The organism is Pseudonocardia nigra, from assembly GCF_019396355.1.
Lineage (GTDB): Bacteria > Actinomycetota > Actinomycetes > Mycobacteriales > Pseudonocardiaceae > Pseudonocardia > Pseudonocardia nigra.
The window spans coordinates 1-23,505 of the sequence record NZ_JAHKRK010000115.1 but is presented as its reverse complement, the minus strand read 5'-3'; the positions used below and the strand labels follow the sequence as shown (position 1 = coordinate 23,505).

General features: G+C 72.6%; 26 protein-coding genes. 11 read left to right on the top strand and 15 right to left on the bottom strand.

All coding sequences use genetic code 11. From position 1 onward, the window contains the following. Nucleotides 1-120 precede the first annotated feature (120 nt). Nucleotides 121-576 (bottom strand): nucleoside deaminase, encoded by a 456-nt coding sequence (locus tag KME75_RS24535; RefSeq protein ID WP_219417234.1) that lies wholly within the window; start codon nt 574-576, stop codon nt 121-123. A gap of 335 nt (nt 577-911) precedes the next feature. Next, nucleotides 912-1,205, bottom strand: a complete 294-nt coding sequence (locus KME75_RS24530) for a PucR family transcriptional regulator (protein ID WP_219417233.1) — start codon at nt 1,203-1,205, stop codon at nt 912-914. Between the two features lie 142 nt (nt 1,206-1,347). On the opposite strand from KME75_RS24530, the gene KME75_RS24525 reads away from it, so the two are divergent. Both KME75_RS24525 and KME75_RS24520 read left to right on the top strand, forming a co-directional pair. Next, the gene (locus KME75_RS24525) at nt 1,348-1,809 is read left to right on the top strand and encodes an MFS transporter (protein ID WP_219417232.1); all 462 of its coding nucleotides are present in this window, start codon (nt 1,348-1,350) and stop codon (nt 1,807-1,809) included. 6 nt (nt 1,810-1,815) lie between these two features. Continuing rightward, entirely contained in the window at nt 1,816-2,334 is a 519-nt protein-coding gene (locus KME75_RS24520; RefSeq protein WP_308283034.1) for an MFS transporter, read from the top strand. A gap of 144 nt (nt 2,335-2,478) precedes the next feature. Here KME75_RS24520 and KME75_RS45115 read toward each other — a convergent pair whose 3' ends face one another. The 5 genes from KME75_RS45115 to KME75_RS24500 form a co-directional block, all read right to left on the bottom strand. Next, nucleotides 2,479-2,613, bottom strand: coding sequence for a hypothetical protein (locus KME75_RS45115; protein WP_281424662.1), 135 nt, complete (start codon nt 2,611-2,613; stop codon nt 2,479-2,481). A gap of 160 nt (nt 2,614-2,773) precedes the next feature. Next, nucleotides 2,774-4,033: an MFS transporter gene (locus KME75_RS24515; protein WP_219417230.1), complete on the bottom strand. Its 1,260-nt coding sequence runs from the start codon at nt 4,031-4,033 to the stop codon at nt 2,774-2,776. 37 nt (nt 4,034-4,070) lie between these two features. Next, entirely contained in the window at nt 4,071-5,135 is a 1,065-nt protein-coding gene (locus tag KME75_RS24510) for a SagB/ThcOx family dehydrogenase (RefSeq protein ID WP_219417229.1), read from the bottom strand. Between the two features lie 12 nt (nt 5,136-5,147). After that, nucleotides 5,148-6,197, bottom strand: a complete 1,050-nt coding sequence (locus KME75_RS24505) for an MvdC/MvdD family ATP grasp protein (RefSeq protein WP_219417228.1) — start codon at nt 6,195-6,197, stop codon at nt 5,148-5,150. A gap of 192 nt (nt 6,198-6,389) precedes the next feature. Beyond that, on the bottom strand, nt 6,390-6,548 hold the full coding sequence (locus tag KME75_RS24500) for a hypothetical protein (protein ID WP_219417227.1): 159 nt from the start codon (nt 6,546-6,548) through the stop codon (nt 6,390-6,392). 412 nt (nt 6,549-6,960) lie between these two features. Between KME75_RS24500 and KME75_RS24495 the strand changes: the two genes are divergently transcribed. Next, nucleotides 6,961-7,380 (top strand): MBL fold metallo-hydrolase, encoded by a 420-nt coding sequence (locus KME75_RS24495; RefSeq protein ID WP_219417226.1) that lies wholly within the window; start codon nt 6,961-6,963, stop codon nt 7,378-7,380. 54 nt (nt 7,381-7,434) lie between these two features. On the opposite strand, the gene KME75_RS24490 is transcribed toward KME75_RS24495, so the two are convergent. The 3 genes from KME75_RS24490 to KME75_RS24480 form a co-directional block, all read right to left on the bottom strand. Beyond that, entirely contained in the window at nt 7,435-8,211 is a 777-nt protein-coding gene (locus tag KME75_RS24490) for a creatininase (RefSeq protein WP_219417225.1), read from the bottom strand. An 81-nt stretch (nt 8,212-8,292) separates the two neighbouring features. Then, nucleotides 8,293-9,546, bottom strand: coding sequence for a M24 family metallopeptidase (locus tag KME75_RS24485; protein ID WP_219417224.1), 1,254 nt, complete (start codon nt 9,544-9,546; stop codon nt 8,293-8,295). A gap of 96 nt (nt 9,547-9,642) precedes the next feature. Then, on the bottom strand, nt 9,643-11,130 hold the full coding sequence (locus KME75_RS24480) for a purine-cytosine permease family protein (RefSeq protein ID WP_219417223.1): 1,488 nt from the start codon (nt 11,128-11,130) through the stop codon (nt 9,643-9,645). 110 nt (nt 11,131-11,240) lie between these two features. On the opposite strand from KME75_RS24480, the gene KME75_RS24475 reads away from it, so the two are divergent. Beyond that, nucleotides 11,241-12,737: a PucR family transcriptional regulator gene (locus KME75_RS24475; RefSeq protein WP_219417222.1), complete on the top strand. Its 1,497-nt coding sequence runs from the start codon at nt 11,241-11,243 to the stop codon at nt 12,735-12,737. A gap of 109 nt (nt 12,738-12,846) precedes the next feature. Continuing rightward, nucleotides 12,847-13,611, top strand: a complete 765-nt coding sequence (locus KME75_RS46905; RefSeq protein WP_219417221.1) for a S41 family peptidase — start codon at nt 12,847-12,849, stop codon at nt 13,609-13,611. 5 nt (nt 13,612-13,616) lie between these two features. On the opposite strand, the gene KME75_RS24465 is transcribed toward KME75_RS46905, so the two are convergent. Further along, entirely contained in the window at nt 13,617-15,017 is a 1,401-nt protein-coding gene (locus KME75_RS24465; RefSeq protein ID WP_219417220.1) for an RNA polymerase sigma factor, read from the bottom strand. Nucleotides 15,018-15,263: 246 nt separating this feature from the next. On the opposite strand from KME75_RS24465, the gene KME75_RS24460 reads away from it, so the two are divergent. After that, nucleotides 15,264-16,121: an inositol monophosphatase family protein gene (locus KME75_RS24460; RefSeq protein ID WP_308283031.1), complete on the top strand. Its 858-nt coding sequence runs from the start codon at nt 15,264-15,266 to the stop codon at nt 16,119-16,121. A 67-nt stretch (nt 16,122-16,188) separates the two neighbouring features. Here the strand turns inward: KME75_RS24460 and cei are convergent, their stop codons facing one another. Both cei and KME75_RS24450 read right to left on the bottom strand, forming a co-directional pair. Then, on the bottom strand, nt 16,189-16,878 hold the full coding sequence (cei, locus tag KME75_RS24455; protein WP_219417218.1) for an envelope integrity protein Cei: 690 nt from the start codon (nt 16,876-16,878) through the stop codon (nt 16,189-16,191). Further along, nucleotides 16,875-17,954 carry a phosphotransferase family protein gene (locus KME75_RS24450; protein ID WP_219417217.1) on the bottom strand — a complete coding sequence of 360 codons (1,080 nt, stop codon included), beginning with the start codon at nt 17,952-17,954 and terminating at the stop codon, nt 16,875-16,877. Before KME75_RS24450 ends, cei begins: the two co-directional genes overlap by 4 nt. Before the next feature lie 233 nt (nt 17,955-18,187). Between KME75_RS24450 and KME75_RS24445 the strand changes: the two genes are divergently transcribed. Continuing rightward, nucleotides 18,188-18,490: a DUF4193 domain-containing protein gene (locus KME75_RS24445; RefSeq protein WP_219417216.1), complete on the top strand. Its 303-nt coding sequence runs from the start codon at nt 18,188-18,190 to the stop codon at nt 18,488-18,490. A gap of 77 nt (nt 18,491-18,567) precedes the next feature. On the opposite strand, the gene KME75_RS24440 is transcribed toward KME75_RS24445, so the two are convergent. Further along, nucleotides 18,568-19,047 (bottom strand): DUF3093 domain-containing protein, encoded by a 480-nt coding sequence (locus tag KME75_RS24440; protein WP_219417215.1) that lies wholly within the window; start codon nt 19,045-19,047, stop codon nt 18,568-18,570. 106 nt (nt 19,048-19,153) lie between these two features. Between KME75_RS24440 and dut the strand changes: the two genes are divergently transcribed. Continuing rightward, a complete protein-coding gene (dut, locus tag KME75_RS24435) occupies nt 19,154-19,624 on the top strand; it encodes a dUTP diphosphatase (RefSeq protein WP_308283032.1) in 471 nt (156 codons plus the stop codon). Continuing rightward, nucleotides 19,624-21,513, top strand: coding sequence for a DUF3710 domain-containing protein (locus tag KME75_RS24430; protein ID WP_219417213.1), 1,890 nt, complete (start codon nt 19,624-19,626; stop codon nt 21,511-21,513). The genes dut and KME75_RS24430 overlap by 1 nt, the downstream gene beginning before the upstream one ends. A 16-nt stretch (nt 21,514-21,529) precedes the next feature. On the opposite strand, the gene KME75_RS24425 is transcribed toward KME75_RS24430, so the two are convergent. Continuing rightward, a complete protein-coding gene (locus KME75_RS24425) occupies nt 21,530-22,243 on the bottom strand; it encodes an alpha/beta hydrolase (protein ID WP_219417212.1) in 714 nt (237 codons plus the stop codon). Between the two features lie 154 nt (nt 22,244-22,397). Here KME75_RS24425 and KME75_RS24420 point away from each other — a divergent pair, with 154 nt between their 5' ends. Both KME75_RS24420 and KME75_RS24415 read left to right on the top strand, forming a co-directional pair. Continuing rightward, complete coding sequence (locus tag KME75_RS24420; RefSeq protein WP_219417211.1) at nt 22,398-22,775, top strand: OB-fold nucleic acid binding domain-containing protein; 378 nt, start codon at nt 22,398-22,400, stop codon at nt 22,773-22,775. A gap of 21 nt (nt 22,776-22,796) precedes the next feature. Next, entirely contained in the window at nt 22,797-23,450 is a 654-nt protein-coding gene (locus KME75_RS24415; protein WP_308283030.1) for a DUF3159 domain-containing protein, read from the top strand. Nucleotides 23,451-23,505: the final 55 nt, after the last annotated feature.

Genomic DNA, 23,505 nt, shown 5'->3' with positions numbered 1-23,505 from the left:
CTGGCTCTACGTCATCTGGCACTGCTGGCACGACCACACCACCTACGACCCCGCCCGCCACGGAGCCCTCCAACGACTCCTCAACCAAGATCAACCGGCGGCGGCTTGACACAGGGCTACTCATGCCTCGACCCCGATGTCCTCGTTCCACAGCTGCGGTGCGGCGGCGATGAGCTCGTCCATCAGGTCCTTGCACTCCTGCAGGTCGAGCACGACGACCTCGACGCCGTGCCGGCGCAGCAGGTCCTCCGAGGCCTCGAACGTGCGGTTCTCGCCGATGACGATGCGGGGGATCCCATAGAGCAGGGCCGTTCCGGCGCACATGAAGCACGGCGAGAGCGTCGTGTAGAGGGTCGACGCATGGTAGGTGCGGGCAGGAAGTCGGCCGGCGTTCTCGATGCAGTCCGTCTCACCGTGCCGGATCGCGCTGCCCAGCTGGACCCGCCGATTGCGGCCCACCGCCAGCACCGCACCGTCGTGGACGAGCGCCGCGCCGATGGGAATGCCTCCTTCCTGCAGGCCGGTACGCGCCTGGTCGATCGCGTGCTTCATGAAGTCGAGGTCGTCCACGGGCATTCCTCCGAGGACCTCCTGGGGTGTGCGCCGGTCGCGCACCATCCTGGGGGCCGCGGCGAGTGGGCCACAAGGCGCATCCCACCCGCCGCAGCGCCCGCTGATCTCCGCGACGATCCTGCTCGGGCTCGCCGAGCTGGTCGGGGTCGAACCGCACGTGCCGTCAATCGCCTCGGCCGCCGCGGCGAGCTGGAACCCCTCGGCACGTTGACGGGGCGGCGGCCTCCGTTCGGAGGGCTACCGGGTGCGGGCCTGCCCCGGCCTGTGCAGACCGACGACGAACGGTACGGGGTCGGGCGCAGTCGGGCCGTCGCCGTTGATCACGCTGTGGCCTGGCGCTAACGGCGCAACAGTCGGTGGAACTGCAGTGCCATCTGCACCTCGAGTCCGCCGGTGGGTGAGCGCCAGGCGCTGCTGTCGAGCACGTGGTCGATCCGTTCCAGGCGCTGGTAGACGGTGTTGACGTGCACGCCGAGCTCGCGGGCCGCCGCTGGTGCGTTGTGTCCGCAGGCGAAGTAGCAGCGGATCGTGTCGATCAGCTGGGCCTGGTGCTCGCGGTCGTAGCGTTCCAGCGCGCCCAGGGTGCGCTCGAGCAGGCGCTCCACCTGCTCGGTCGAGATGTCCTCGAGCAAGGAGCCCACCACTCCCAGTTCGGAGATCGCGGCGCCCTCGCCGTCGCGGCCGAGCGCGGTGAGCAGCCGGCGGCACCGGGCAGCGCCGGGGTGCAGAGCGCGGATCTCGGAGGGTCCCGCGGCGGGACCGCCGGCGCCGGCGGTGACCGGGCAGCCGGTGCTCGCGCCGATCCTCGGGCGGTTCGTCGTCGGGCTCGGGATCGGCGCGGACCTGCCGGTCAGCACCACGTTGATCGCGGAGTCCGTCGGCCCGAAGCGGCGGGGCAGCGTCACCGGGCTCATGCAGGTGTTCTGGTTCGCGGGCGCCAGTGCCTCGGGCATCGCCGGCATACTCCTCTACCTCGCGCTGGGCGAATCGTCGTGGCGGTGGATGCTCGGGAGCGCGGCGGTGCTCGCTGTGGTCAGGATGCTGCTGCGCCGCGGGAGCCAGGAGAGCGCCGCCTGGCAGGACGCCCGGCGCGCCGAGCCCACCGCGACTTCGACGCGAACGGCGGTGGCCGGGTCGAACCCACTGCTGGCCAACCGAACGGTCCGGATCGCGCTGATCTTCTCCTGCCTGTTCTGGTTCCTCGTCACCATCCGCGGCGCCGGGTTCAACCTCTAAACCCCGATCTTCATCAGGGAGGTCGGGCTGTCCGGAACCGTGCAGACGCTGGCCATGAGCGTGGCGGTGAACATCATCTACACGATCGCCGTCCTGGTGGCGACGCTCTCTCTCGACCGCTTCGGGCGCCGTGCGTACATCCTGGTGAGCTGGGCCGCCGCCACGGTGCTCACGCTCGCGCTGGCCTTCGTCGACGAGGGCAACGTCGTCCTGATGTTCGCTCTGATCACGCTGTCCACGATTCCGATCCAGATCATGGCCGTGGCGCTCTTCCCGATGTCGGTAGAGCCCTTCCCGACGCTGTACCGGGCCACCGCGCAGGGGCTGTCCTCGGCGAGCGGCAAGATCGGCGGCTTCATCGCGTCGCTGGTGTTCCCGGTCGCGCTCGCCGGCCTCGGCTGGACGAGCCTGTCCATCGCGCTCGCGGTGCTGATGGCCGCAGGCCTCGTCGTCGGCCTGCTGCTGAAGTTTCCCGACCCCCGCGGCGCCGAGCTGCGCCACGAGGGCACTGCCTCGACCGGGTGACCTCGACCGGGGTGACCTCGACGGCGTGACCTCGACAGTGTGAGCGCAGGTACTCGAGGGCGCGCCGAGGTCTCCTGGTGGATGGTCGGCTACCACCGTGACGCGCAACTCGCCGCGACCGTCCGTCCTCGCTCGCCGGAATGATCAACGCGCCATCGAGCCCGACACGCCGGAGATGTGCAGCGAGCGCCGGGTCTCGTCGGCGAGCAGCACTCCGCTCGCCTCGTACCCGGTCAGCGAGCACGCGGTCCGGGCGATGAGGTCCAGCAGCTCCGGCAACGGGACTCGCCGCGTCCGCGATGGGCGAAGCAGGTGCCGATCACGACCGGGATCCCCTCCGGATTGACGATCCCTCAGCTCATGAACTCCATCACCACGGGCGCGCTGACGCGACCCGGATGATCACACATCGGATGCCGCTCGACGAGACGGAGGCCGGTTACGGCACCTTCCTCTGCCCTCCGGAGACCGGCGCTCTCACGGTGGTGCTCACGAACCGAGCGCTGTGCCGGCTGCCGCCGGCCGACCATTTGCCGACGCTGCGGGAGGCGACGAGCGCAACCGCAGCCAGGATCCCCGCGAGGATCAGGACGCATCCCTGACGGCCGAGGTGCTCGAGCGCGACGCCGCTGGCGACGGGGGCACCGATCGCCGGAACCGTCGCCACGGTTCCGGCTGCCGAGAGCACGCGGCCGCGGACGGCGGCGTCGGTCACCGCCAGCCAGCGACCGGCCAGGAACGCGTCCCAGACCGCCAGCACCATCATGAGGACGCCGAAGGCGAGGCCGATCGCCCACGTAGCCGGCGCCGCCTGCACGGCGAGCACCGCTCCCGTGCCGATGGCGGGCATGGCGACGAGCAGCGAGCGAGGTGAGATCAGCCGCTGGAGCGGGGCCGCCACCGTCGCCCCCGCCAGCCCACCCAGGCTGCCGAACGCGAAGACGACGCCGGTGGCAACGGGTGATGCACCTGCGTCGCGCAGCTGGACGATGATCAGGAGCGCCATCGAGGCGACCACGAGCTCGTTCATGGCGGTCAGGACCGCGGTGACCCGGACGAAGCGCTGATGCCAGAACGCCAGCAGGCCGTCGGCGATCTCCCGGAGCGGGTGCCGGTCGGTGGGGGTTGTCGCCGTGCGCAGCGGCGTCCGCATGGACGCCGTGCACACCATGGCGACCAGGTAGGACAGCCCGTCGAACAGGAAGGGCAGGGCCCTGGCGAGCGAGAACAGGGCAGCGCCCAACGGCGGTCCTGCGAGCCCCACCGCATGGCTTCGGGCTTCGTTCAACGCGGCTGCACCGGGTAGCTCGTCCTTGGTCACCAGCTGGGGTAGGGCGACTGCCTCGGCGGTGCTGCGGGTGCCCCACCCCAAGCCGAGAACGGCGCCGGCGACAACGAGGTGCACCAGGGAGTACCGGCCGGCGAAGGCGGCCGCGGCGAGCGAGAGGGCTGCGGCGGCCGACGCCAGGTCGCATCCGATCATCAACCGGCGCGCGTCGAGGCGGTCGGCGAGCCATCCGGCCGGCAGCTGCCCGAGCGTCGACGTGCCCAGCATGACGGTGCCGGCCACGCCGGCCTGGGTGGCTGACCCCGTCATCGCGACGACCCACAGCATGTAGGCGATGTGGAACCCGCGGCTTCCGAGCTGCGACACCGCCTGGCCCCACCAGAGCAGCCGGAAGTCGCGCCGGTCCGCCATTTGCCGGTCCACGCTCATCTCCGGCAGCCCGGCCCGGTCATCGGCGCGGCGCGGGAACGCCGACCGCGGTGACCCCGAGAACCGGCTCCCCGGTGCGGTCGAGGCCGAACATCGTCTCCAGGTCTTCGTCGGAGACCGCCGTGACCACAGTGGCGCCGAGACCCATCGCGGCGGCCGTGACCAGCACGGTCTGGCTGACGTGGCCGAACCCGATCAGGACGTCGCGATACGCCCGGCCGGAGGGGTAGCGCCACTGCGTGCGGGCGATGACCGCGCTGTACACGAGGACCACCGGCGCAGCCGCCAGCCAGCCCTGACCGCCGAGCGCGGCCGCCTGCGCATCGTCGGACGGCAGCTCGCCGACCTTCTCGAGCGCGTTCGTGCCGGGCGAGAAGTGGTACAGGCCCGGATCGACACCGACGACGTTGCGCACGATCGCGTAGATCTCGATCGGGTCCCGTGCGCCCGCCGACGGGCTCGCCTTGAATGCCACCGTCCCGTAGAGGGAGTCGGCGCGGCGCTCGACGATGCCGCCCCCGAGCTGCAGGAGCGCGGTGAGCCGGCCGAGATCGACCGCGGACGGCGCGAACTCGCGGACCGACCGGCGGTGGTGCAGCGCGTCGACGAGGTCGCCGTGCTCCCAGTCGTCGGACGCCGGCGGGCCCGTGGCCAGCGCGACGGCCGGTGCCTCCGGGTAGGTCTTGAACGGCGGCGGCGGCGGAGCGTACGCGGCTCTGGCCTCCAGCTCGGCGTCGCTGTCGGCATCGTCGAGATAGACGGTGGTGGCCAGCGTGCGTGACGCGAGGTGGTACTGGCGGGCGGCCGCGCCCCACGGCTGCCAGCCGGTGAGGACCTGCACCTCGTTCTCGTGCGCCGGGGAGCCCCATTCGAGAAGCACACCCGCATCGATCAACCGGGCCGCGATGGAGCGCTGCTCCGGACCGAGCCCCGCGTCGTCGAGCTCGCGCCAGGTGGCGAAGGTACGCAGCAGGCCTTCGCTCGCGGGCGTCAGCGCCAGCTGGCGGTGGCCCAGCGCGTCGTCCCAGACGGGCTGCCCGCCGCTCCAGAACAGGGCGGCGCACTCGGCGACCTTGACCTTCACGGGGTGCTCCTCTCAGGAAGCGGTGCGGGGGTTCGCGTAGCGGCCGGCGAGGAGGTCGACCACCGCGTCGGTCACCGTGGTGACCCCGGCCCTTGACTCGAAGGTCAGCCAGTCGCCGGTGGGGTTGACCTCGAGGAAGACCGGCCCGTCGAGGGTCTCGAGCACGTCGAACGCGCCGACGTCGAGGCGCAGGCGGGACATGAGCGCGCGGAGGGGGCGGCGCAGGTGTGCGGGTACCGGGGCCTCGCGGATGGCCACGCTGTCGGGCTCGGTCCACGGCGACTCCGGCGAGGCCTTCGCCACCTCGAAGGCGACGAGCTGGTCGGCGACGCCGTAGATGCGCAGCTCGCGTGTCGAGGCGATGAACTCCTGCACGAGAACGGGCGCCGGCTCGAGCGGCCGGTCCGCCAGGTCGGGGCGGGCCACGCGGCGGGGGAGGACGGCGACCAGCCGGCCGGGAACGACTTCGACGAAGTGATCGCCGAGCGTCTTGACGACGACGTCACCGTCGCCGGGAAGGCTGCGGGCACCGTCGGCGAGATCGGTCGTGACGATGCTCGCTGGAACGCGAAGCCCGGCACGGACGGCGGCGGCGAGCTGCGCGAGCACGCCAGGGCGGGACATGTCGGCATCGGCGTTGACGGTGTCGGTGCGCGGGTCCTCGGTCAGCGCCGCGACGAGCGCGGCCCAGTTGTCGGTCACGTACGCATCGGCGGCGGCGTCGCCGGTGGCGGCTATCGAGGATCGGTAGAACGAGCGGACCCAGCACACGCTCGGGATGAAGGAACTCCCGTCGAACGTGCACACACCCGAGGGCACGTCCCACTGGAACGAGGCACGTCCCACGCGGTCGCTGTCAAACCGGACGACGGGCACGTTGCGCGCCGCGAGGCGGAGGGACAGTTCGTCGGCCTCCCGGTCGCCGGCGCGCGTGATGAGCACGACGGCCTTCGCGGGCAGCCCGGCCCCCGGGGGACGGCCGATGCACGCCTGGAAGTCCCTCGAGTCCGCGGAGAGGATCATCTCGTGGATGCTCGACGAGAACAGCAGCGGGCGGGGCATCGGCCGTCCTTCCTGGTGGGCCCGAACTCCTACTGTGGGGGCCACGAACGCCCACCGGGTCCTCGGGAGCCGGAACGACGCCTCGCCGCGTTGCCCCCGCACCCGAGTACGCCCGGTACAGGGGTGCGGGGCCGTCTTGTGAGGCGTCGTCCTGCTCGCGCGATCACGCCGGCGACGTTCGTGGCGGCTGCGCTAGTGACAGCCCTTTCCGCAGGGCCTGGCGGGCGCGAGGTACGCGGAGGCGAACGCCTCGAACGTCTCGCTCTCGGTGCGGGCCCACTCGCTCAGGGCCTCCTGGTCCTCGGTGCGGAGGTCGATGAACGTGCTGGCGAGCTCCTGGACGGTCGACATGGCGGCACTCCCTTTCATGACGGGCGGGCAGTTGGTGTTGCCCGCTAATCGTCAGCGGTCCGCCATGGTCGAATCGACCGAGGAATCCCTACTCCGGTGCGAATCAACCCCCCTTCCCGAGTGGGGACAACCCGACGTGGGCCCCTCGCCTGGCCTCCGTGCCGAGCGCGCGTCTGCGCACTCGACCAGCTCGACCGGACGCCGTTCGCATCCGTTCGCATCCGTTCGCATCCTGACCCGTCCGTCCTGGCCGGGCTCTGGTGGACCGGCCCGCGTCAGCAGCCGGTTCGGGGAGGCCCGATGAGTAAGTTTCAGCCCCGGTGCCGAGCTCGGCGTCCCGGGCCCGGGCGATGGCCTCGGCCCGGCTCGCGGCGTGCAGCTTGCCGAGCACGTCGCAGATGCGGTTGCGCAGGTGTCGGCGACCCTCGTGCAGCACGCGCCGGTGTTCCCGGCGCTGGCCTTCCGGTTCAACACCGACGACGGTTCGGTCGCCTTCTCCGGCGACACCGGCCCGACCGGCAACCTCATCGAGCTGGCCCAGGATGTGGACGTGCTCGTGCACGAGGTCATCGCCCGGGAGTGGGTCGGACGTCTCCTTCCGGCGCCCCGGGACGCCGCGCAGGAGAGCCTGTTCCAACACCTGATCAACGTGCACACCGTGATCGAGGACGTCGGCCCGATCGCCGAGCGCGCACGGGTCAGAACCCTCGTCCTGTCCCACCTCGTACCCGGCAACTGGCCCGCCGAGGAGTGGCAGCGCGCGAAGAACGGTTTCTCCGGCACCCTGGTGGTCGGCCAGGATCTCGACCGAATCGGTGTCGGGACGACCTGATCGACCCCGTGCCGGAAAGGGCGAGGCGGTCGCGTCGAGGACGCGCTGACCAACTCATTGCCGTAGTTCCGCGCTGATCGCTCGGGAGATCCCGGACCGGACGGTGTCGAAGAGGAGGTCACCGCGCTCGGCGGTGGCTCCTGCCGGAGAGGAGAGGCAGCCCGAGATCGGGGTTCGAGCTGGGTGTTCGGGGAAGATGTCGTAGGGGGCCGGCTCGGCCGGTGGGTGGGTGGGGGCGCGCGACATGTCGACCTTCTCGGGGTGCAGCCGCAGCATCAGCGACGTCTCCAGGACGCCGCCGTGCTCGATGTCCCAACCGTGGAAGCCATCGGGGAAGACGGCCCGCAGGGTCTCGTCGTCGACGTGGTCCCAGTACGAGAGCAGCATGGCCCGGCTGTCCTCCATGCCGAGCAACCGGGCCGTCCGGACCGCGAGGTCCAGGCCTTCGTACAAGAACTGGTAGTTCTCGAAGTGCCCGTTGACGACCGCTACCTTGCGGATGCCGTGGCGGAATAACTCGATGACGACGTCGTGGGTCTGCAGGATCAGCGCCTGTGCCGAGAGGCTGGTCGTGCCGATGCGGTGGTTGCCGCCGCCGGAGCGCGGCTGGGACTTGTATCCGTAGCAGAAGGCCGGCGCGACCAGGGCATCGACGTCGTCGGCGACGGCGGCGCAGACGGCCCTCGCGAGCATCGCGTCCACGCCCAGGGGCATGTGCGGGCCGTGCTGCTCCGTGGCGCCGGTGGGGAGAAGGACCAGCCCGCGGCCGGTGGCTGTGTACTCCTGGTAGGTCTGCGCGTCGAGATCCTCGAGGTGGCGAGTGGTGAGCACCGTGATCCTTGCCGTCGCTGGGGATGGGGTGGGGCACGGCGGCGCGGCCCGCCCGGGCCGCGCCGCCGCCGTCGGGCCGAACTACGCGGACACGATGTTGTGCGCGGGGCCGAACGGGAACGTGGTGATGTTCTCGGCGCCGTCCTCGTGCACGACGAGGATGTCGTGCTCGCGGTAGCCGCCGGCGCCGGGTTGCCCCTCGGGAATGGTGATCATCGGCTCCATCGAGACGACCATGCCCGGCTCCAGGACCGTGTCGATGTCCTCGCGCAGCTCCAGGCCTGCCTCGCGCCCGTAGTAGTGGCTGAGCACGCCGAACGAGTGCCCGTAGCCGAACGTGCGGCTGGGCAGCAGGCCGTGGGAGACGTAGATCTCGTTGAGCTCCGCGGCGATGTCCTTGCAGACCGCCCCGGGCTTGATCAGCTCCAGGCCCCGGCAGTGCACCGACACGTTGATGGTCCAGAGCTCGAGGGAACGCTCGTCGGGCTGTCCCAGGAACATGGTCCGTTCGAGAGCGGTGTAGTACCCGGAGGTCATGGGGAAGCAGTTCAGGGAGAGGACGTCGCCGCGTTGGACTCTCCGCGTGGTGGCCCAGTTGTGGGCGCCGTCGGTGTTGATCCCGGACTGGAACCACACCCAGGTGTCGCGGATCTCGCTGTCCGGGAAGGTGCGGGCGATCTCGTGGGTCATGGCCTCCGTGCCGACCAGCGCCACCTCGTACTCCGTGATCCCCTCGCGGACCACGTCGCGGATGGCGTCTCCGCCGAGGTCGGCGATGCGGGCCCCGTGCTTGATGACCTCGATCTCCTCGGCGGACTTGATCATGCGCTGGCGCATGGCGTCCTGGGAGACGTCCACCAGGGTGGCGCGGTCGAAGGTGTCCTGGATCCGCCGGCGGGACATGAGCGGCAGGGTGTCGTCCTCCACGCCGATGCGTCGGGCGGTGATCCCGCGTTGGCGAAGGGGCTCCTGGAGCCCGTGGGAGAAGTTGTCCCGCCGCCAGTCGGTGTAGACGATGTTGTCGCCGTAGCTGCGCCGCCAGGGCATGCCGGCGTCGATGTTGGCGGTCACGGTGACGGAGTCGTCCGGCGTCACGACGAGGGCGTACGAGCGGCCGAAGTAGGTGAAGAGGAAGTCGGAGTAGTACTTGATGTTGTGGTAGCTGGTGAGGATCACGGCATCGAGGTCCTGCTCCACCATGATCTGCCGCAGACCGGCGAGCCGGCGCTCCATCTCGGCCTCGGAGAAGGTCAACGGCACCCTCTCCCCGTTGTGCAGCATCTTGAGGCGCTCCAGCTCCGAGACGCGGGTGACGGGGGCACTCGAGGCAGTCATTGATCATCCTTCCGTTGTCGGGTGAGTGCGGCGAGCCGGCGCGGAAAACCGGTCCGCTGCGCAGGGAAATCGGAGTGGCAATGCGGGGCCCTCGAATCAGGGCTCGGTCAGGGCCGGCCCGGGCGCGCCGAGCGGCGGGCCGGCAGGGGCCTCGTCCGGCCGGTGGGCGTAGCGGGCGTGCACCCGCCCGCCCAGCAGGGCGTAGACGCCGGCCGAGGTGAGACCGCCCGCCAGCCAGGACAGGTCGACCCCGCCCATGGCGCGGGCCGCGAACCCCCGGAGCGGGTCGGTGAGCCCGTACATGAACAGCCACGTTGCGAACACGCCGAGGGCGAAGGCGGTCATCGTGGCCCAGTTGACGTCCGGTAGCCGCTTGCTGTGCACGGGCTCGAACAGCCGGTCGGCGTCGAGGTCGGCCCGCTCGAAGCGGTAGTAGTGGACGAGCATGATGCCGCCCCAGGCCGCCACCCAGGCGACGATTCCCACGAGCCAGGTGTCGAGGATCGTCGCGAGGTCGTCCTGGAGGACGAAGAAGACCACGGCGAGCATGGCGAACAGGCCGACGAAGAGGCTCAGCGTGCGGCGTTCGACCTTGATGTCGAGGGCCTGTGCCGCGACCGAGAAGGTGTAGATGTTGAGGATGTTCGTCGCGATCGGACCGTGCACCACGAGCAGCAGCACCGGAACCGCCAGCGCGCCGTAGTTCTCGACGATGAGCTGTCCCGGGTCGACCGAGCCGTTCTTCGTGGCGAGGCTCGCACCCAGCACACCGAGCCAGACGACTGGGAGGAACTGGCCCAGCACGCTCACGACGTAGAGCCTGCGGTGGGGTACCGACCGGCTCACGAACCGCGAGTAGTCGGCCGCGTAGGTGAACCAGGTGATGCCCCAGCCGATGCCGATCGCGGTCATCACGCTGGTCATGGCCGCCCAGCGGGCGCTCCCGGTGAGGACCTCGCCCGGCGGACCGGCGTAGCCCCAGTCGACGCCGACGGAGAACCAGGCCACGGCCGACATCGCGATCAGGACGAGGATCGTCGGTGGCACGGTCCATTTCTCGAAGGCCGCGATCGCGCGGTAACCGAGCCAGGAGATCGTCACCTGCATCGCCATGATCACGGCGGCGACGGCGATCTTCCAGGCGTAGTTGTGCCCCGCGGGATCGACCACGCCGATCTCCCCGAGGAGGGCCATGACCAGGTCGAGGATGATCCACGTGTTGACGGCGCACCACCCGATCGCCAGGCAGGCCTGGATCGCGGCCGGAAGGTAGTTGCCGCGGCGCCCGAACGCGGCCCGGGACAGCACCATGCCCGTCACGCCGGTGCGCTGTCCCATCAGCACGAACAGGCCGAACAGCGCCATCCCGACGAAGTTGCCGGCGATCAGGACGATGAGCGTGTCGCGCAGGCCGAGCCCCAGGTGGATTCCGAGCGCGCCGAGCACCCAGTTGATCGGCGCGATGTTCGCCCCTGCCCAGATCCAGAACTGGCCGGACACGCTTGTCGTCCGCGCGTTCTCGGGGATCGGCTGCAGGACCTGCTCGAGATCGAACGTTCCGGCGGAGCCGTTCGCAGAACCCATCTGCGCCCTCCCGGGTGTCGGGGTTGTTGAGGAACGAGCGTGTCCCGCGTCACTCCGGCGAACAAGGTACGTTCTGTCAGTCATCAGTGCGTCAAGGAGGACGTTCCGTCATGCCGCTCCCGCTGCGCGAGGTGCTTGACGACCCCAGCCTCGCCGCAGCCGATCCCGTCGTTCTCGCCGGCGGCGATCGGCTGTCCCGGACCGTCAGCTGGGTGCACACCAGCGAGGTGCTCAACATCGCGGACCTGCTCCGCGGCGGCGAGCTGCTCCTCGTCGGAGGCGTCGCCCTCGAGACGGCCGACGCGCACGAGCGGCGGCGCTACCTGCGCGCGTTGGCGGCCCGCTCGGTGGCCGGGCTGGCGATCGAGACGGGCGGTCGGCTGCCTACTGTGCCCGATGAGATGATCGACGAGGCCGAGGCGCTCGGCCTGCCTTTGGTCGAGCTCCGGCGCGTCGTCCGGTTCGTCGAGGTCACGCAGGCGATCAACGGCCATCTGATCCACGAGTCGGTCCGGCGCCTGCAGCTCGCGGACCAGATCTCGCACGCCCTGGCCGAGGCGATGGCGTCCGGCGCCGGTCTCCCCGAGCTGATGCAGGTGCTGAGCGGGCGCACGGGCGCCGACACCGAGCTCGTGTCGCTCACCGGCGAGCTCATCGCCGCCGGGTTCGCACGCGGCGACGAGCCCGCCGGCATGCACGACCATGCCGTAACCGCGCCGGTGGCGATCGCCGGAGTCACCGTGGCGGTCCTGACCCTGCGCCCGCTCCCACACACCGACCTGCGGCTGTTGGATTCGGCCCGCGACCGGGCCCCCGAGGTGCTGAGCCTGGCCTTGATGCGGGTCCGCTCACCGTCGCACGTCGAACGCGATGTCCGCGACTTCCTGAGGATGACCGTGGGCGGTCCGACGTCGAGGAAGCGATACGCCGATCTGGCCGCGCGTCTCGGCGTTGCCACGGCCGGCCCCTACGTCACCGTCGTTGCCGAGTTCGGCGGGCCGGCCGGGTCGGCGTCCATCGACGCCGCGCTACGCAGACGCGGCCGACTCACGATCGCCCAGGTGCACGAGGAGCGATATCTCGCGGTGGTCGCGCTCGGGGGAACGGCACTGAGCCGGGGGCGCCGCGACGTCCTCACCGACTTGAGGTCCGCCGCCCTTCGACCCGGGGCCCAGGTGGCTGTCGGCCCGGGCGCGCACGACGTCGACACGATCGGGAGGTCCATGCGGGAGTCTGCCGCTGCACTCGACGTCCTCGCTGCCAGGTCGCTCGGCACCGTCGTCGACGCGGCCGAGCTCGGCGTCGAACGCCTGCTGCTGGCGCTGGGCGAGCCGACCGTCATCGACCAGTTCATCGACGAGCAGCTCGGCCCTCTGATCGAACTCGACAGGGACCGGGGCAGCGATCTGGTCGACACCCTGATCGCCTATGTCCGGCACCTGGGGCGCAAGACCGACACCGCCGCCGCGCTGCACCTCCAGCGGCAGAGCCTCTACCAGCGCCTCGAGAAGATCTTCGCCGCTCTCGGGGACGCGCCGAGCGGGTCACCCCAGCTCGGGAGCCTTCTCGTCGCGGCCGAGCTCGAAGCGGCACGTCGCCGCCTGTGACGCCGCGGCGTGCTCGTGGCGGGTGGATGGCCGGAGGCACGGCAATCGCCAGACGGTGGCGCTGCGGCAATGAACCGCATTGCTGAACGGGAACCCGACACACGAGCCGGTGGTCGTGCTGCAGGACAACTCGACGGCCAGCTCAGGCGAAGCCGTACTGCTGTCGTTCCGCGCGCTGCCGAACGCCCGCGCCATCGGGCTGCCAAGCGCCGAATTCTCCTCCGCCAACGCGGGTTACTGGCTGTACGACCGCGCGTTGATGCTGCTCACCGGGGCGGTCTTCGCTGATCTCTCCGGCACCGAATACGGGGGTCCCATCGAACCTGACACGCTGCTCCCGGCCCCACAGGACAAGCAGGCTGTCTGGTCCTGGTTGACGCGGCGCCGGGTGCGCGCCGAGATCAGGGCGAGCCCGGGTGTAGTAGCCAGTACGAGAGTGCTGCCCTTGCCCCTCACCGGTACGACGTTGCTGTCGAGCTTCGGCTGCTTGGACCCGAGCAGGGGGTCCTCCCGCAGCTCGCGTTCCTCGACCAGCCAGGCCGAGAAGCGGCGCAGGGACAGGTGCCGGGAGCGAGCCGTCGCAGGTTTTGCGCCGGCGTCGAGTAGGTCCGCGACGAAGGTGGCGACCGTGCGGCGGCTGAGCTCCGGGGGAAAGGCCCGTCTCCTCGCACCAGGAGAGAAAACGGCGCACTCCGTCGCCGTAGACCTTGATCGTAGCCGGACTCTTGCGCTCCGCGCGCAGGCTCAATTCCCACGATGCGAGCAGCGACGCGAGGTCGGGAGCGGCCACGTCGCTCTCTTGACTGAGAGCGCTGTGCGACGCAAGCGAAAGGCCTCTGAGTTGCGTTTCCGCAGCTCAGAGGCCTTCCGGTGATCCTTCTAGTCCAGGTAGTCGCGCAGCACCTGCGACCGGGACGGGTGGCGCAGCTTCGACATCGTCTTCGACTCGATCTGCCGGATCCGCTCACGGGTGACCCCGTAGACCTGGCCGATCTCGTCGAGCGTGCGCGGCTGGCCGTCGGTCAGGCCGAACCGGAGCCGGACGACGCCCGCCTCGCGCTCGGACAGCGTGGCGAGCACCGACTGCAGCTGGTCCTGCAGCAGCGTGAAGCTCACCGCGTCGACCGCGACGACGGCCTCGGAGTCCTCGATGAAGTCGCCGAGCTGGCTGTCGCCCTCGTCGCCGATGGTCTGGTCCAGCGAGATGGGCTCCCGGGCGTACTGCTGGATCTCCAGCACCTTCTCCGGGGTGATGTCCATCTCCTTGGCCAGCTCCTCCGGGGTGGGCTCGCGGCCCAGGTCCTGGAGCAGCTCGCGCTGGATGCGGCCGAGCTTGTTGATGACCTCGACCATGTGCACCGGGATGCGGATGGTGCGGGCCTGGTCGGCCATGGCGCGGGTGATGGCCTGCCGGATCCACCACGTGGCGTAGGTGGAGAACTTGTAGCCCTTGGTGTAGTCGAACTTCTCGACCGCACGGATCAGACCGAGGTTGCCCTCCTGGATCAGGTCCAGGAACGCCATGCCGCGGCCCGTGTAGCGCTTGGCCAGCGACACCACGAGGCGGAGGTTCGCCTCCAGCAGATGGTTCTTCGCGCGCTCGCCGTCGCGGACGATCCACCGCAGGTCGCGGCGCAGCTGCGGCGACACCTTCTCGCCCGCGTCGATCGACCGGCGCATCCGCTCGGCGGCGTAGAGCCCCGCCTCGATGCGCTTGGCGAGCTCCACCTCCTCCTCCGCGTTGAGCAGGGCGACCTTGCCGATCTGCTTCAGGTAGGCGCGGACGGAGTCGGCCGACGCGGTGAGCTCGGCGTCCTTGCGGGCCTGCCGCAGCGCCTCGGACTCCTCCTCGTCCCACACGAAGTCGCCCGACTGCTTCTGCTGCGAGCTGCGTGTGGTGGGGGCCCGACGGTTGGCGCCGGTGTTGGCGACCTCCTCGTCGTCCTCGTCGTCGTCCTCGTCGTCCGCGGCGTCGCTCTCCGGCTCGTCGGTGACGAGGTCGGTGTCGAGCTCGACCTCGACGTCCTCGAGCTCGACGTCGGCGCCGTCGAGCTCGACGTCGCCGTCGAGGTCCGCCGGATCGGCGTCCCCACCCGCCTTCTTGGCCGGCGCCCCTGCCTTCTTCGCCGTGCGCGACTTCGCGGTCTTGGGCGCCGACTTGGTCGCGGTCTTGGCGGACGCGCCTGCCGCCCGCGAATGGGTGCGGCGTGCGGGTGCTGGACCCGCCGTCGGGTCGTCGACGGTCGGATCGATGCGGGTTGCGGAGTCTGCGGCTGCCACTAGGCCCTCTCGCTACAGTGCGTCTGCGGTGCGCCGGGACGCATATCCAGCTCCGGCGGCAGGTCGAGATGTTGTCGGATACCTCGCCGGATCGCCGTCCGCTGGTGCTGCCGGAGGCCATCCCGCATCGGGGTACCGCTCCATTGTAACTGCGTGTGCTCCGTGCGTCCGCGCCTCGCCACGCGGAAGCGTCCGGCGGGTCGATCTCCCGTGTGGCCCGCTGCCCGGTGTGGTCGGATGGACGGCGTGAACGACCTCCCCGCGTCCCCGATTCCGTCCGCCGACGAGCCGGAGGCGCTCCGGCGGATCGCCGAGCGCATCGTCACCGAGGCGGCCGACCACCTGCGCGGCCTACCCCGCCCGTGGGAGGGCACGCCCGGCGACAGCGTCGCGACGAAGAGCACACCCACCGACGTGGTGACGGCCTCCGACCACGCCCTGGAGACGCTGATCCGGGAACGGCTCGCGCAGCTGCGCCCCGGGGACGCCGTGGTGGGGGAGGAGCACGGCGGCAGCGGCGGCAGCGCCACGACGTGGGTCGTCGACCCGATCGACGGCACCGTCAACTTCCTCTACGGGATGCCCTGGTACGCGATCTCGATCGCGGCCGCCCGGGACGGCGTGTCGGTGGCGGGGGCGGTGATGGAGCCCGCGTCCGGGCGCCTGTGGAGTGCGTCGGCGGGCGGCGGCGCGACCTGTGACGGCAGCCCGCTGCGGGTGTCGGGCGCCACGGACCTGTCGCTGTCGCTGCTGTCCACCGGCTTCTCCTACCGGGCGGAGCGCCGGGTCCGGCAGGTGGACCTGGTGGCCCGGCTGCTGCCCCGGGTGCGCGACGTGCGGCGGGCGGGCGCCGCGGCGCTGGACCTGTGCGCTGTCGCGGCCGGCTGGACCGACGCCTACCTCGAGCACGGCTGCAACTGGTGGGACTGGGCCGCCGCCGCCCTCATCGCCGCCGAGGCCGGGGCGGTGGTGCGGACGCCCGGGCCCACCGGCAGCACCCCGCCCGACGACGGGCTCGGCGCCGACGCCCTCTTCGCCGCGGCCCCCGGCATCGCCGCCGAGCTCGCCGCGCTCGCGAAGGAGTACGGCGCCGGCGCGGTGTGAGCCCTCCGGGCTCGTGAGTGGAAAGAAGTGCTCTGGCACCCTTTCCACTCACGAGCGGCGAAGCCGCTCAGCAGACGCCCGTGCGGGCCTCCTCGAGCACCGCGGGGTCGACCGTCGGCTGCTGCTGCGGCGCCGGTGCGTCGGCGGCCTCCGGGTCGGCGTTGGCGGAGCCGTCACTGCCGCCACCGGGCGCGGAGAGCTGGTCGAGTGCGTCGAGTGCCGCCCGCATCGGGTTGAAGTCGCCGAACGCCGTGCCGACGGAGACGTCGACCGTGTCGTCCTCCCGGGCGTCGCGCACGAGCTCGGCGCACGGCAGCACCAGCGCGAGCGTGCTCGCCGCCCGCTCACCGGCGGGCCCGAAGCGCAGCTGGCCGACGCACTCCAGGTTCTCCTCGGGGTAGAACGGGTCGTTCGCCGGCGGCGCCGCCTCCGCGAACCCGAGGTCGCCGAGCTGCGCGGCCACGAGGTTCGCCTGGCCGCGCTGCCCACCTGCGTTGAACACCCGCACCCGGACCGCGTCCGGCGGCACCGGGGGCACGGTGTCGAGCGCGTCCAACGCGAGCACTTCACCGGGCGGCGGCGGGCCGCCCACGGGGGCCGGGCAGCTCATGGTGCCCGCCGGGCCCGTGGCGTTGAGCAGCACGACGGTCCAGGTCGCCACTGCGACGACCGCCAGCACGGCGACGACCGCCATCACCGGGTCGCGCCTGCGGCGCTGGTAGGGCCGCACGCGCCGGCTCGTCGTGTCGCTCGTCATTCCAACCCCTCCGCGAGTACGTGCCGCCCCAGCGTCACCAGCGGGCCGACGGCGCCGTCCAGGCCCGCGGCCATCGACGCGGGCACCATGCCCGCCCGCACCCTGGAGAGGATCCCCGCCAGCACCACCGCCAGCTTGAACGCCCCGAACGCCACGTACCAGGGCAGCGGGGCGAGGTCGAGGCCGCTCCCGGCGCCATAGGCCTGGGCCACCTCGGCCCGCCGCAGGAAACCGGGTAGCCGGGTGGGGCCGGGCAGGTACTGCGCCGCCCGCCAGACCGGCTGCTCGTCGGCCTGGCGCCAGTACACGAGGAGCAGCCCGACGTCGGCGAGCGGGTCGCCGAGCGTCGACAGCTCCCAGTCCAGGACGGCGCGGATCCGGCCGGGGTCGGCCGCGTCGAACAGGCAGTTGTCGATGCGGTAGTCGCCGTGCACGATCCCGTGTCGCTGCGTCGAGGGGACCGCGGCCGCGAGCGCCTCGGCGAGCCGGCTGAGCTCCGCGGCGGTGTCCGGGTCGGTGAGGTCACCGCCCGCGCGGGCCTGCTCCCACTGCGTCACCCAACGCCGCACCTGACGGGCCATGAAGCCCTCGGGCCTGCCGAAGTCGGCGAGGCCGACCGCGGCGGGGTCGACGGCGTGCAGCGCGACCAGCACGTCCACCAACGCCCGGCTGATCCGCTCCCGTTCGTCCTCGGTGGTGGCCCAGCCCGCCGGCAGGTCGCCCAGCGGCACCACCCCGTCGACGAGCTCCATCACATAGCAGGGCGCGTCGACCGGTGGGCCGCCCGCCGAGGTGGCCAGCACCCGGGGGACGGGCACGGCCGTGCCGGCCAGCGCACTGATGACACGCTGCTCCCGGCCCATGTCGTGGGCGGTGGCCGCCACCTGGCCGACCGGCGGCCTCCGCAGCACGACCGCTCCTGCCGGGCTGTCGACGCGGTAGGTGAGGTTCGACCGCCCGGCGCCGACCGGCTGCAACGTGCAGTCCCGCCATCCGGGGTCGCCCAGCTGCTGGGCCAGCCAGGCCCCGACGGCGGCCGGATCGGCCCCTGGAGAGGGATCGGGAGAGACAACCACGTCGGCACCCTAATGGGCTGGACCTCGCAGGTCGGGGCGCCGGGCGCGGCGTGGCGGCCTGGGTTACCCTCTCCGCCCCGGGGGAGTCCGAGCGTGCACCGGCGTCGAGCTGATCGAAGCCGCGACCCGGGGTTTGGGTGAGACCGGCGTCACTCGAGTGCCGGGCACAAACCCCGGCGCTGTGACGTTGTCCAGCCGCACGACGACGACATGTGTGTAAGAGGGTGGAAACGATGGCGACCGACTACGACGCGCCGCGCCGCAACGAGACCGACGACATGGCCGAGGACTCGCTCGACGAGCTGAAGGCCCGCCGCAACGAGGCCCAGTCGTCCGTGGTCGACGTCGACGAGTCGGACACGGCGGAGAGCTTCGAGCTGCCGGGCGCCGACTTGTCCGGCGAGGAGCTCACGGTCAAGGTGCTGCCGAAGCAGGCCGACGAGTTCACCTGTGCCAGCTGCTTCCTGGTGCACCACCGCAGCCGGCTGGCCGAGACCAACGGCAACCAGTTCATCTGCCGCGACTGCGCTGCCTGAGTCCGGGCTGCCTGAGTCCGGGCGGCCGACACGAGGACCGGGTGCCGCCCGGCCCTCGCCGGACGTGACGGCCCGGGTCAGCGCCCGAGCGCCTCGAGCAGGCGCTCGGGCTCGCGCACGCTGACGACCCAGTAGGGCGTGGGGTCGTCCGGGTCGGTGACCTCCACCCGGACGACCGGCCCGACCCAGGCGCGGTGCATGAGGAAGGCGGCGGGGTCGAGCTCCGGGCCCAGTGCGGCCTGCTTGTCGGCCTTGGCGACCACCTCGACGCGGCCCACGTACCGCAGTGGCAGCGCGGCGTCCCCGACCCGCAGCTCGCCGTCGGCGACGCGGACCCGCGCACGCCCCAGCCAGAACAGTGCGATCAGGCACAACGGCACCGTCATCGCGTAGCCGATCCACGACCGCAGCCCCGGGTAGCCCATGTGGACCTCGGCGCCGAGCAGGATCGCCACGGCGAGCGCCGGTAGGTACCACCACAACGGCACCGACAACCGCTCGTCGAATCCAGAGGCGCCGGACGTCGCAGCCCGGTGGGCGGTCGGATGTTCGCTCACCCTTCCGAGGGTAGCCTCGCCCGTCGTGTCCGGCCCCGTCGACGCTCCCCAGCACAAGCCGCTCACCGCACCGCCGGCCGCACCACCGCCCGGGCGGGCGGTCGAGGTGCTCCTCACCCGGCTCGACCCCGAACTGCCCGTGCCGTCCTACGCGCGCCACGGAGACGCGGGTGTCGACCTGCGCTGCACGGCCGACGTCGTGCTCGCCCCCGGCGAGCGCGCGGTCGTCGGCACCGGGGTCGCCATCGCCCTCCCGCCGGGATACGCCGGCTTCGTCCACCCCCGCTCCGGCCTGGCCGCGCGGGCGGGCCTGTCCGTGGTGAACACGCCGGGCACGGTCGACTCCGGGTATCGCGGGGAGATCCTGGTCTGCCTGATCAACCACGACCTGCGCGAGGAGCTGCGGTTGCGCCGCGGCGACCGCATCGCGCAACTGGTGGTCCAGCGCGTCGAGCAGGTGCAGTTCGTCGAGGTGGCGGAGCTGCCGGCGTCCGAACGCGGGGCGGGCGGGCACGGGTCCACCGGCGGGCACGACGGGCTCGGCGCGGGGGAGACCCCTCCGGCGGAGATGGCCTAGTGGCCCGCCGCAACCGCTCGACGGCCGACCCCGAGGAGGACGCGGCGGCGGACCTGCCGCGCGGCGACACGGCGCTCGCGCTCGACCGGCCCGACGACCCGCCCGGCACCGGCCCCTACGACGTCGACGACATCGACCCGGAGGTCACCGACGCGCTCGGCACGGTCGACTTCGGCGCGGTCCGGGTGCCGGTCTCGCCCCGCGGCACGGTCTCGGTCGAGCCCACCGCGAAGGGCCGGATGCAGGCCGTCCACATCACGTTGCCCGAGGGGCGGCTCTCGGTGAGCGCGCTGGCCGCCCCCAAGTCGTCCAGGCTGTGGCCCGAACTGGCGAAGGAGATCGAGACCTCGCTGCGCGACGGCGGCGCGAGGGTCCGGTCGTTCACGGGCGACTGGGGCCGGGAGCTGCACGCCACCTCCGGTGCCGCGACATCAGTCTTCGTGGGCGTCGACGGCCCCCGATGGATGCTCTACGGCGTCGCCACCGGACCCACCGCCCAGTCCGCCCCGCTCGAGGCCGAGCTGCGCCGGATGCTGCGAGGCATCGTCGTGGTCCGCGGGCGCTCGCCGTACCCGGTGCGCACGGTCCTGCCGCTGGTCGTCCCCGAGGAGCTGGCGGCCGAGGCGACGCCGGACCCCGAGGCGGCGCCGGTCGTGGTCCGGACGGCCGCCGTGCCCGCTGCCTCCGACGGGTCCGTCGCGGCCCCGGTGCCCGCCGCGGAGCAGGTTGCCGCCCGGCCCGCGTCGCCGCCCACCGATGCAATGCCCACGGCCCGGCCCGCGGCGCCGCCCGCCGCTGCGGACCTGCCGGTCACCGAGGCCCTGCCGCAGATGCGTCCGGGGATGCGGCCCGCTGCGGCCGCGGCCGACCGGGTGGAGGGGCCGGCCGAGCCCGCGCCCGTCGCACCGCCCACCGAGGCGCTGCCCCGGGTCGCGCGCACCCCGGAACCCGGGACGGACGACCGGGTGGACGAGCCGGCCGGGGTCGACGCTCCCGCGGTCACCGAGGCGCTGCCGACGGTCCACCGGGCCACGACCACGGGATCGTGGGCACGGTTCACGGCCGCGCCGCCAGCCCGCCGCGAGCGGCCCGCCACGCCGCCGCCGTGGGCCGCGATCCGGCCGGCGGAGCCCGCCCCCGATGCGGTCGATCGCCCCGCTTGGCAGCCCGAGCCACCGACGGAGGCGTGGGCCTCGGTGTCCGCGCCGCCCGTCGAGCCGGCCGCGCAGCCGGATGCCGCCGCCACCGATCCGCTGGACGTCGACCGGCTGCCGACGGAGCCGCTGTCCGTCCAGCGCGCGCTGCTCGACGACGACCGGCCCGGTCGGCACGGGGCGGCCGAACCGGCCCTGCCCGAACCGGCCCTGCCCGAACCGGAGCCGACCCCGAGCTGGAGGCTCGGGTCGCGCTCGTCGCTGTGGGCGGACGCGGAGGTCTCCACGCGGCCGTGGAGTCTGGAGGAGCTCGCGGGGGACGGCGCTTCCCGGACCCCGGCGCCGCGGAACGAGCCGGCCGCCGACGCCGGCGGGTCGACCGGGGGCCGCAGGCGGGCCCCCGAGCCGGGGGACCGCACGGAGGGCAGCGTCCGCAGGGTGCTGGCCGCCGAGTACCTCCTCGACGTCAGCGCCGCCACCCGTGGGCAGCCCGCCCCGCGCAACGGGCGCAGGCGGCGGGCCGTCGAGCGCGACGCCTGGACCGAGCCGCTCGCCGCCCCGGTGACCGTCGGCCCCGTGACTCCCGACCCGTCCCCCGACGCCCCGCGGCGGCGCGGCCGGCACGCGGCCCCGGAGCCCGGCGAGGACGTCGCACCCGAGACCGTGCCGATCCGCGTGCAGCTCCCGCCGGAGGCGGACTTGGGCCCGAGCGGACGGCACCGCAGGACGGAATGAGCGCCCCGGTCGCGGATCAGCGGGTGGTGACCCCGAGCCACCCGAGCACGGCGGCCCGGCCGAGCACGGCGGGGTCGGCCCCGAACGCCGCGAGCGTGGCGGTGTGCAGCGCCGCGGCGGGTAGCAGCCGATGCCAGCGCCGCGCCTCGGCGATCGGGTGCACCGGGTCGTCCACCAGGCCGGCGATCCCGGCCGGAACCGCGACCGACCGCAGGGCGGCCGGGTCGGGGGCGGGTTCGACCGCGGCTGCCTCGAGGGCCGCGGCGAGGCCCGTCCCGTAGCGCGGCCACGCCCTGGCCAGCTCGGCGCCGAGCCAGTCGGGGGAACCCGCGCGCGCCGCGGCCACGGCGGCGGTCACCCCGCCCGCCCGCACCTGCGCCGCGATCGCCCTGGCCGCCAGTGCGGCGGGGGCGCCGTCGGGCGCACCCGTCCAGGCGGGAAGGGCCAGGAGCAGCCCGGCGAGGCCGTCGCCGGCCGCGTGCTGCCGCTGCGCGGCCCACGCCGCGGCGACGTGCGCGCCGAGGGAGATGCCGCCCACGAGCAGCGGGCCGGGGCCGTCGAGGGCGGCGTCCAGCGCCGCGCGGTAGCCGGCGACGACGTCCGCGCCGGTGCGGGGCCGGACCGCGTGCAGCCGCACGCCCAGCGCGCGCAACGGCGGCCCGAACGCCGCCCGGACGAACTCCTCGTCCGACCCGGACCCGGGCAGCACGACGGCCCGGACCGGACGCACGTCGCGGCCCGGCGACCGCTCGGCGACGGAACGGGTGCCGGCGCTGTGATGCGTCCGACCGGCGGGCGGCGGAACCAGCCGGGGAGGTTTCCGGAGAGTTACGCTGGAACCGTAACGGGCCCCGAAGGCGGGCGCCGAGCGAGCTGGGGGAGACATGGCCGGCACCGATGGCGGTGCATTCCGCCGCATGTTGCGCAGGCTGACCAGTGACGTCGAGGTGCTCGACGCCGACGACCTGTCCGAGGACGCCGAGAAATCCGGGGCGCAGCGCGCTGCGGAGTGTGCCTGCGGTCAGGAGGTCACCGTGTTCGGTAGGTTACGGAGCGTGGAGTTCCGACCGCAGGACGCCAACGCCTCCCTGGAGGCGGAGCTGTTCGACGGCACCGAGGGCGTCACGCTGATCTGGCTCGGCCGCAGGCGCATCCCGGGCATCGAGCCCGGTCGCACGATGCGTGCGCGCGGCCGTCTGGCCGTCCGCGACGGGCGCAAGGTGCTCTACAACCCGTTCTACGAGATCTGCCAGGCCCAATGAGCGAACGACGGTAGGAGAACAGTGACGGCAGGCGCACCGCAGCACCAGCCCGGCGACCCGGCGCGCCCCGAGCGCGAGTTCCCCACCCTGCTCGAGCAGATGGGCGGCGTGCAGGGGGTGGTCGCCTCGACGATCCCGGTCGCGGTGTTCGTCGTCAGCAACGTGCTCTTCGGCCTGCAGCCCGCGCTGATCGCGGCGCTCGCGTCCGGCGTGCTCATCGCCATCTGGCGGATCGTGCGCAAGCAGGCGCTGCAACCCGCCGTCTCCGGTCTGTTCGCCGTGGGCATCGCGGCGTTCATCGCCTACCGCACCGGCGAGGCGCGCGGCTTCTACCTGCCGGGCCTGCTGTTCAGCGCGGCGCTCGGGCTCGCGTTCCTGGTCTCCATGGTGGTCCGCTGGCCGCTCGCCGGCGTCGTGTGGCACGGCATCAACGGCGACGGCCAGGGCTGGCGCCAGGACCGCCGCCTGCTGCGCGCGTACACGTTCGCCACCGCGTTGTGGACCCTCGTGTTCGCCGCCCGCGTCGTCGTGCAGGGCCTGCTGTACCGGGCCGAGGAGGAGACCTGGCTCGGCATCGCCCGGCTGGCGATGGGCTACCCCCTCGTCGGGGTGGCACTGCTGGGCACCGTGTGGGCGGTCCGCCGCGCCCGGCGCACGCCCCTGCCCACCACCTGACCTACCGCCGCCGGGGCGACTCGGCCGCCGAAACCAGGCGACTCGCGGGAACCCC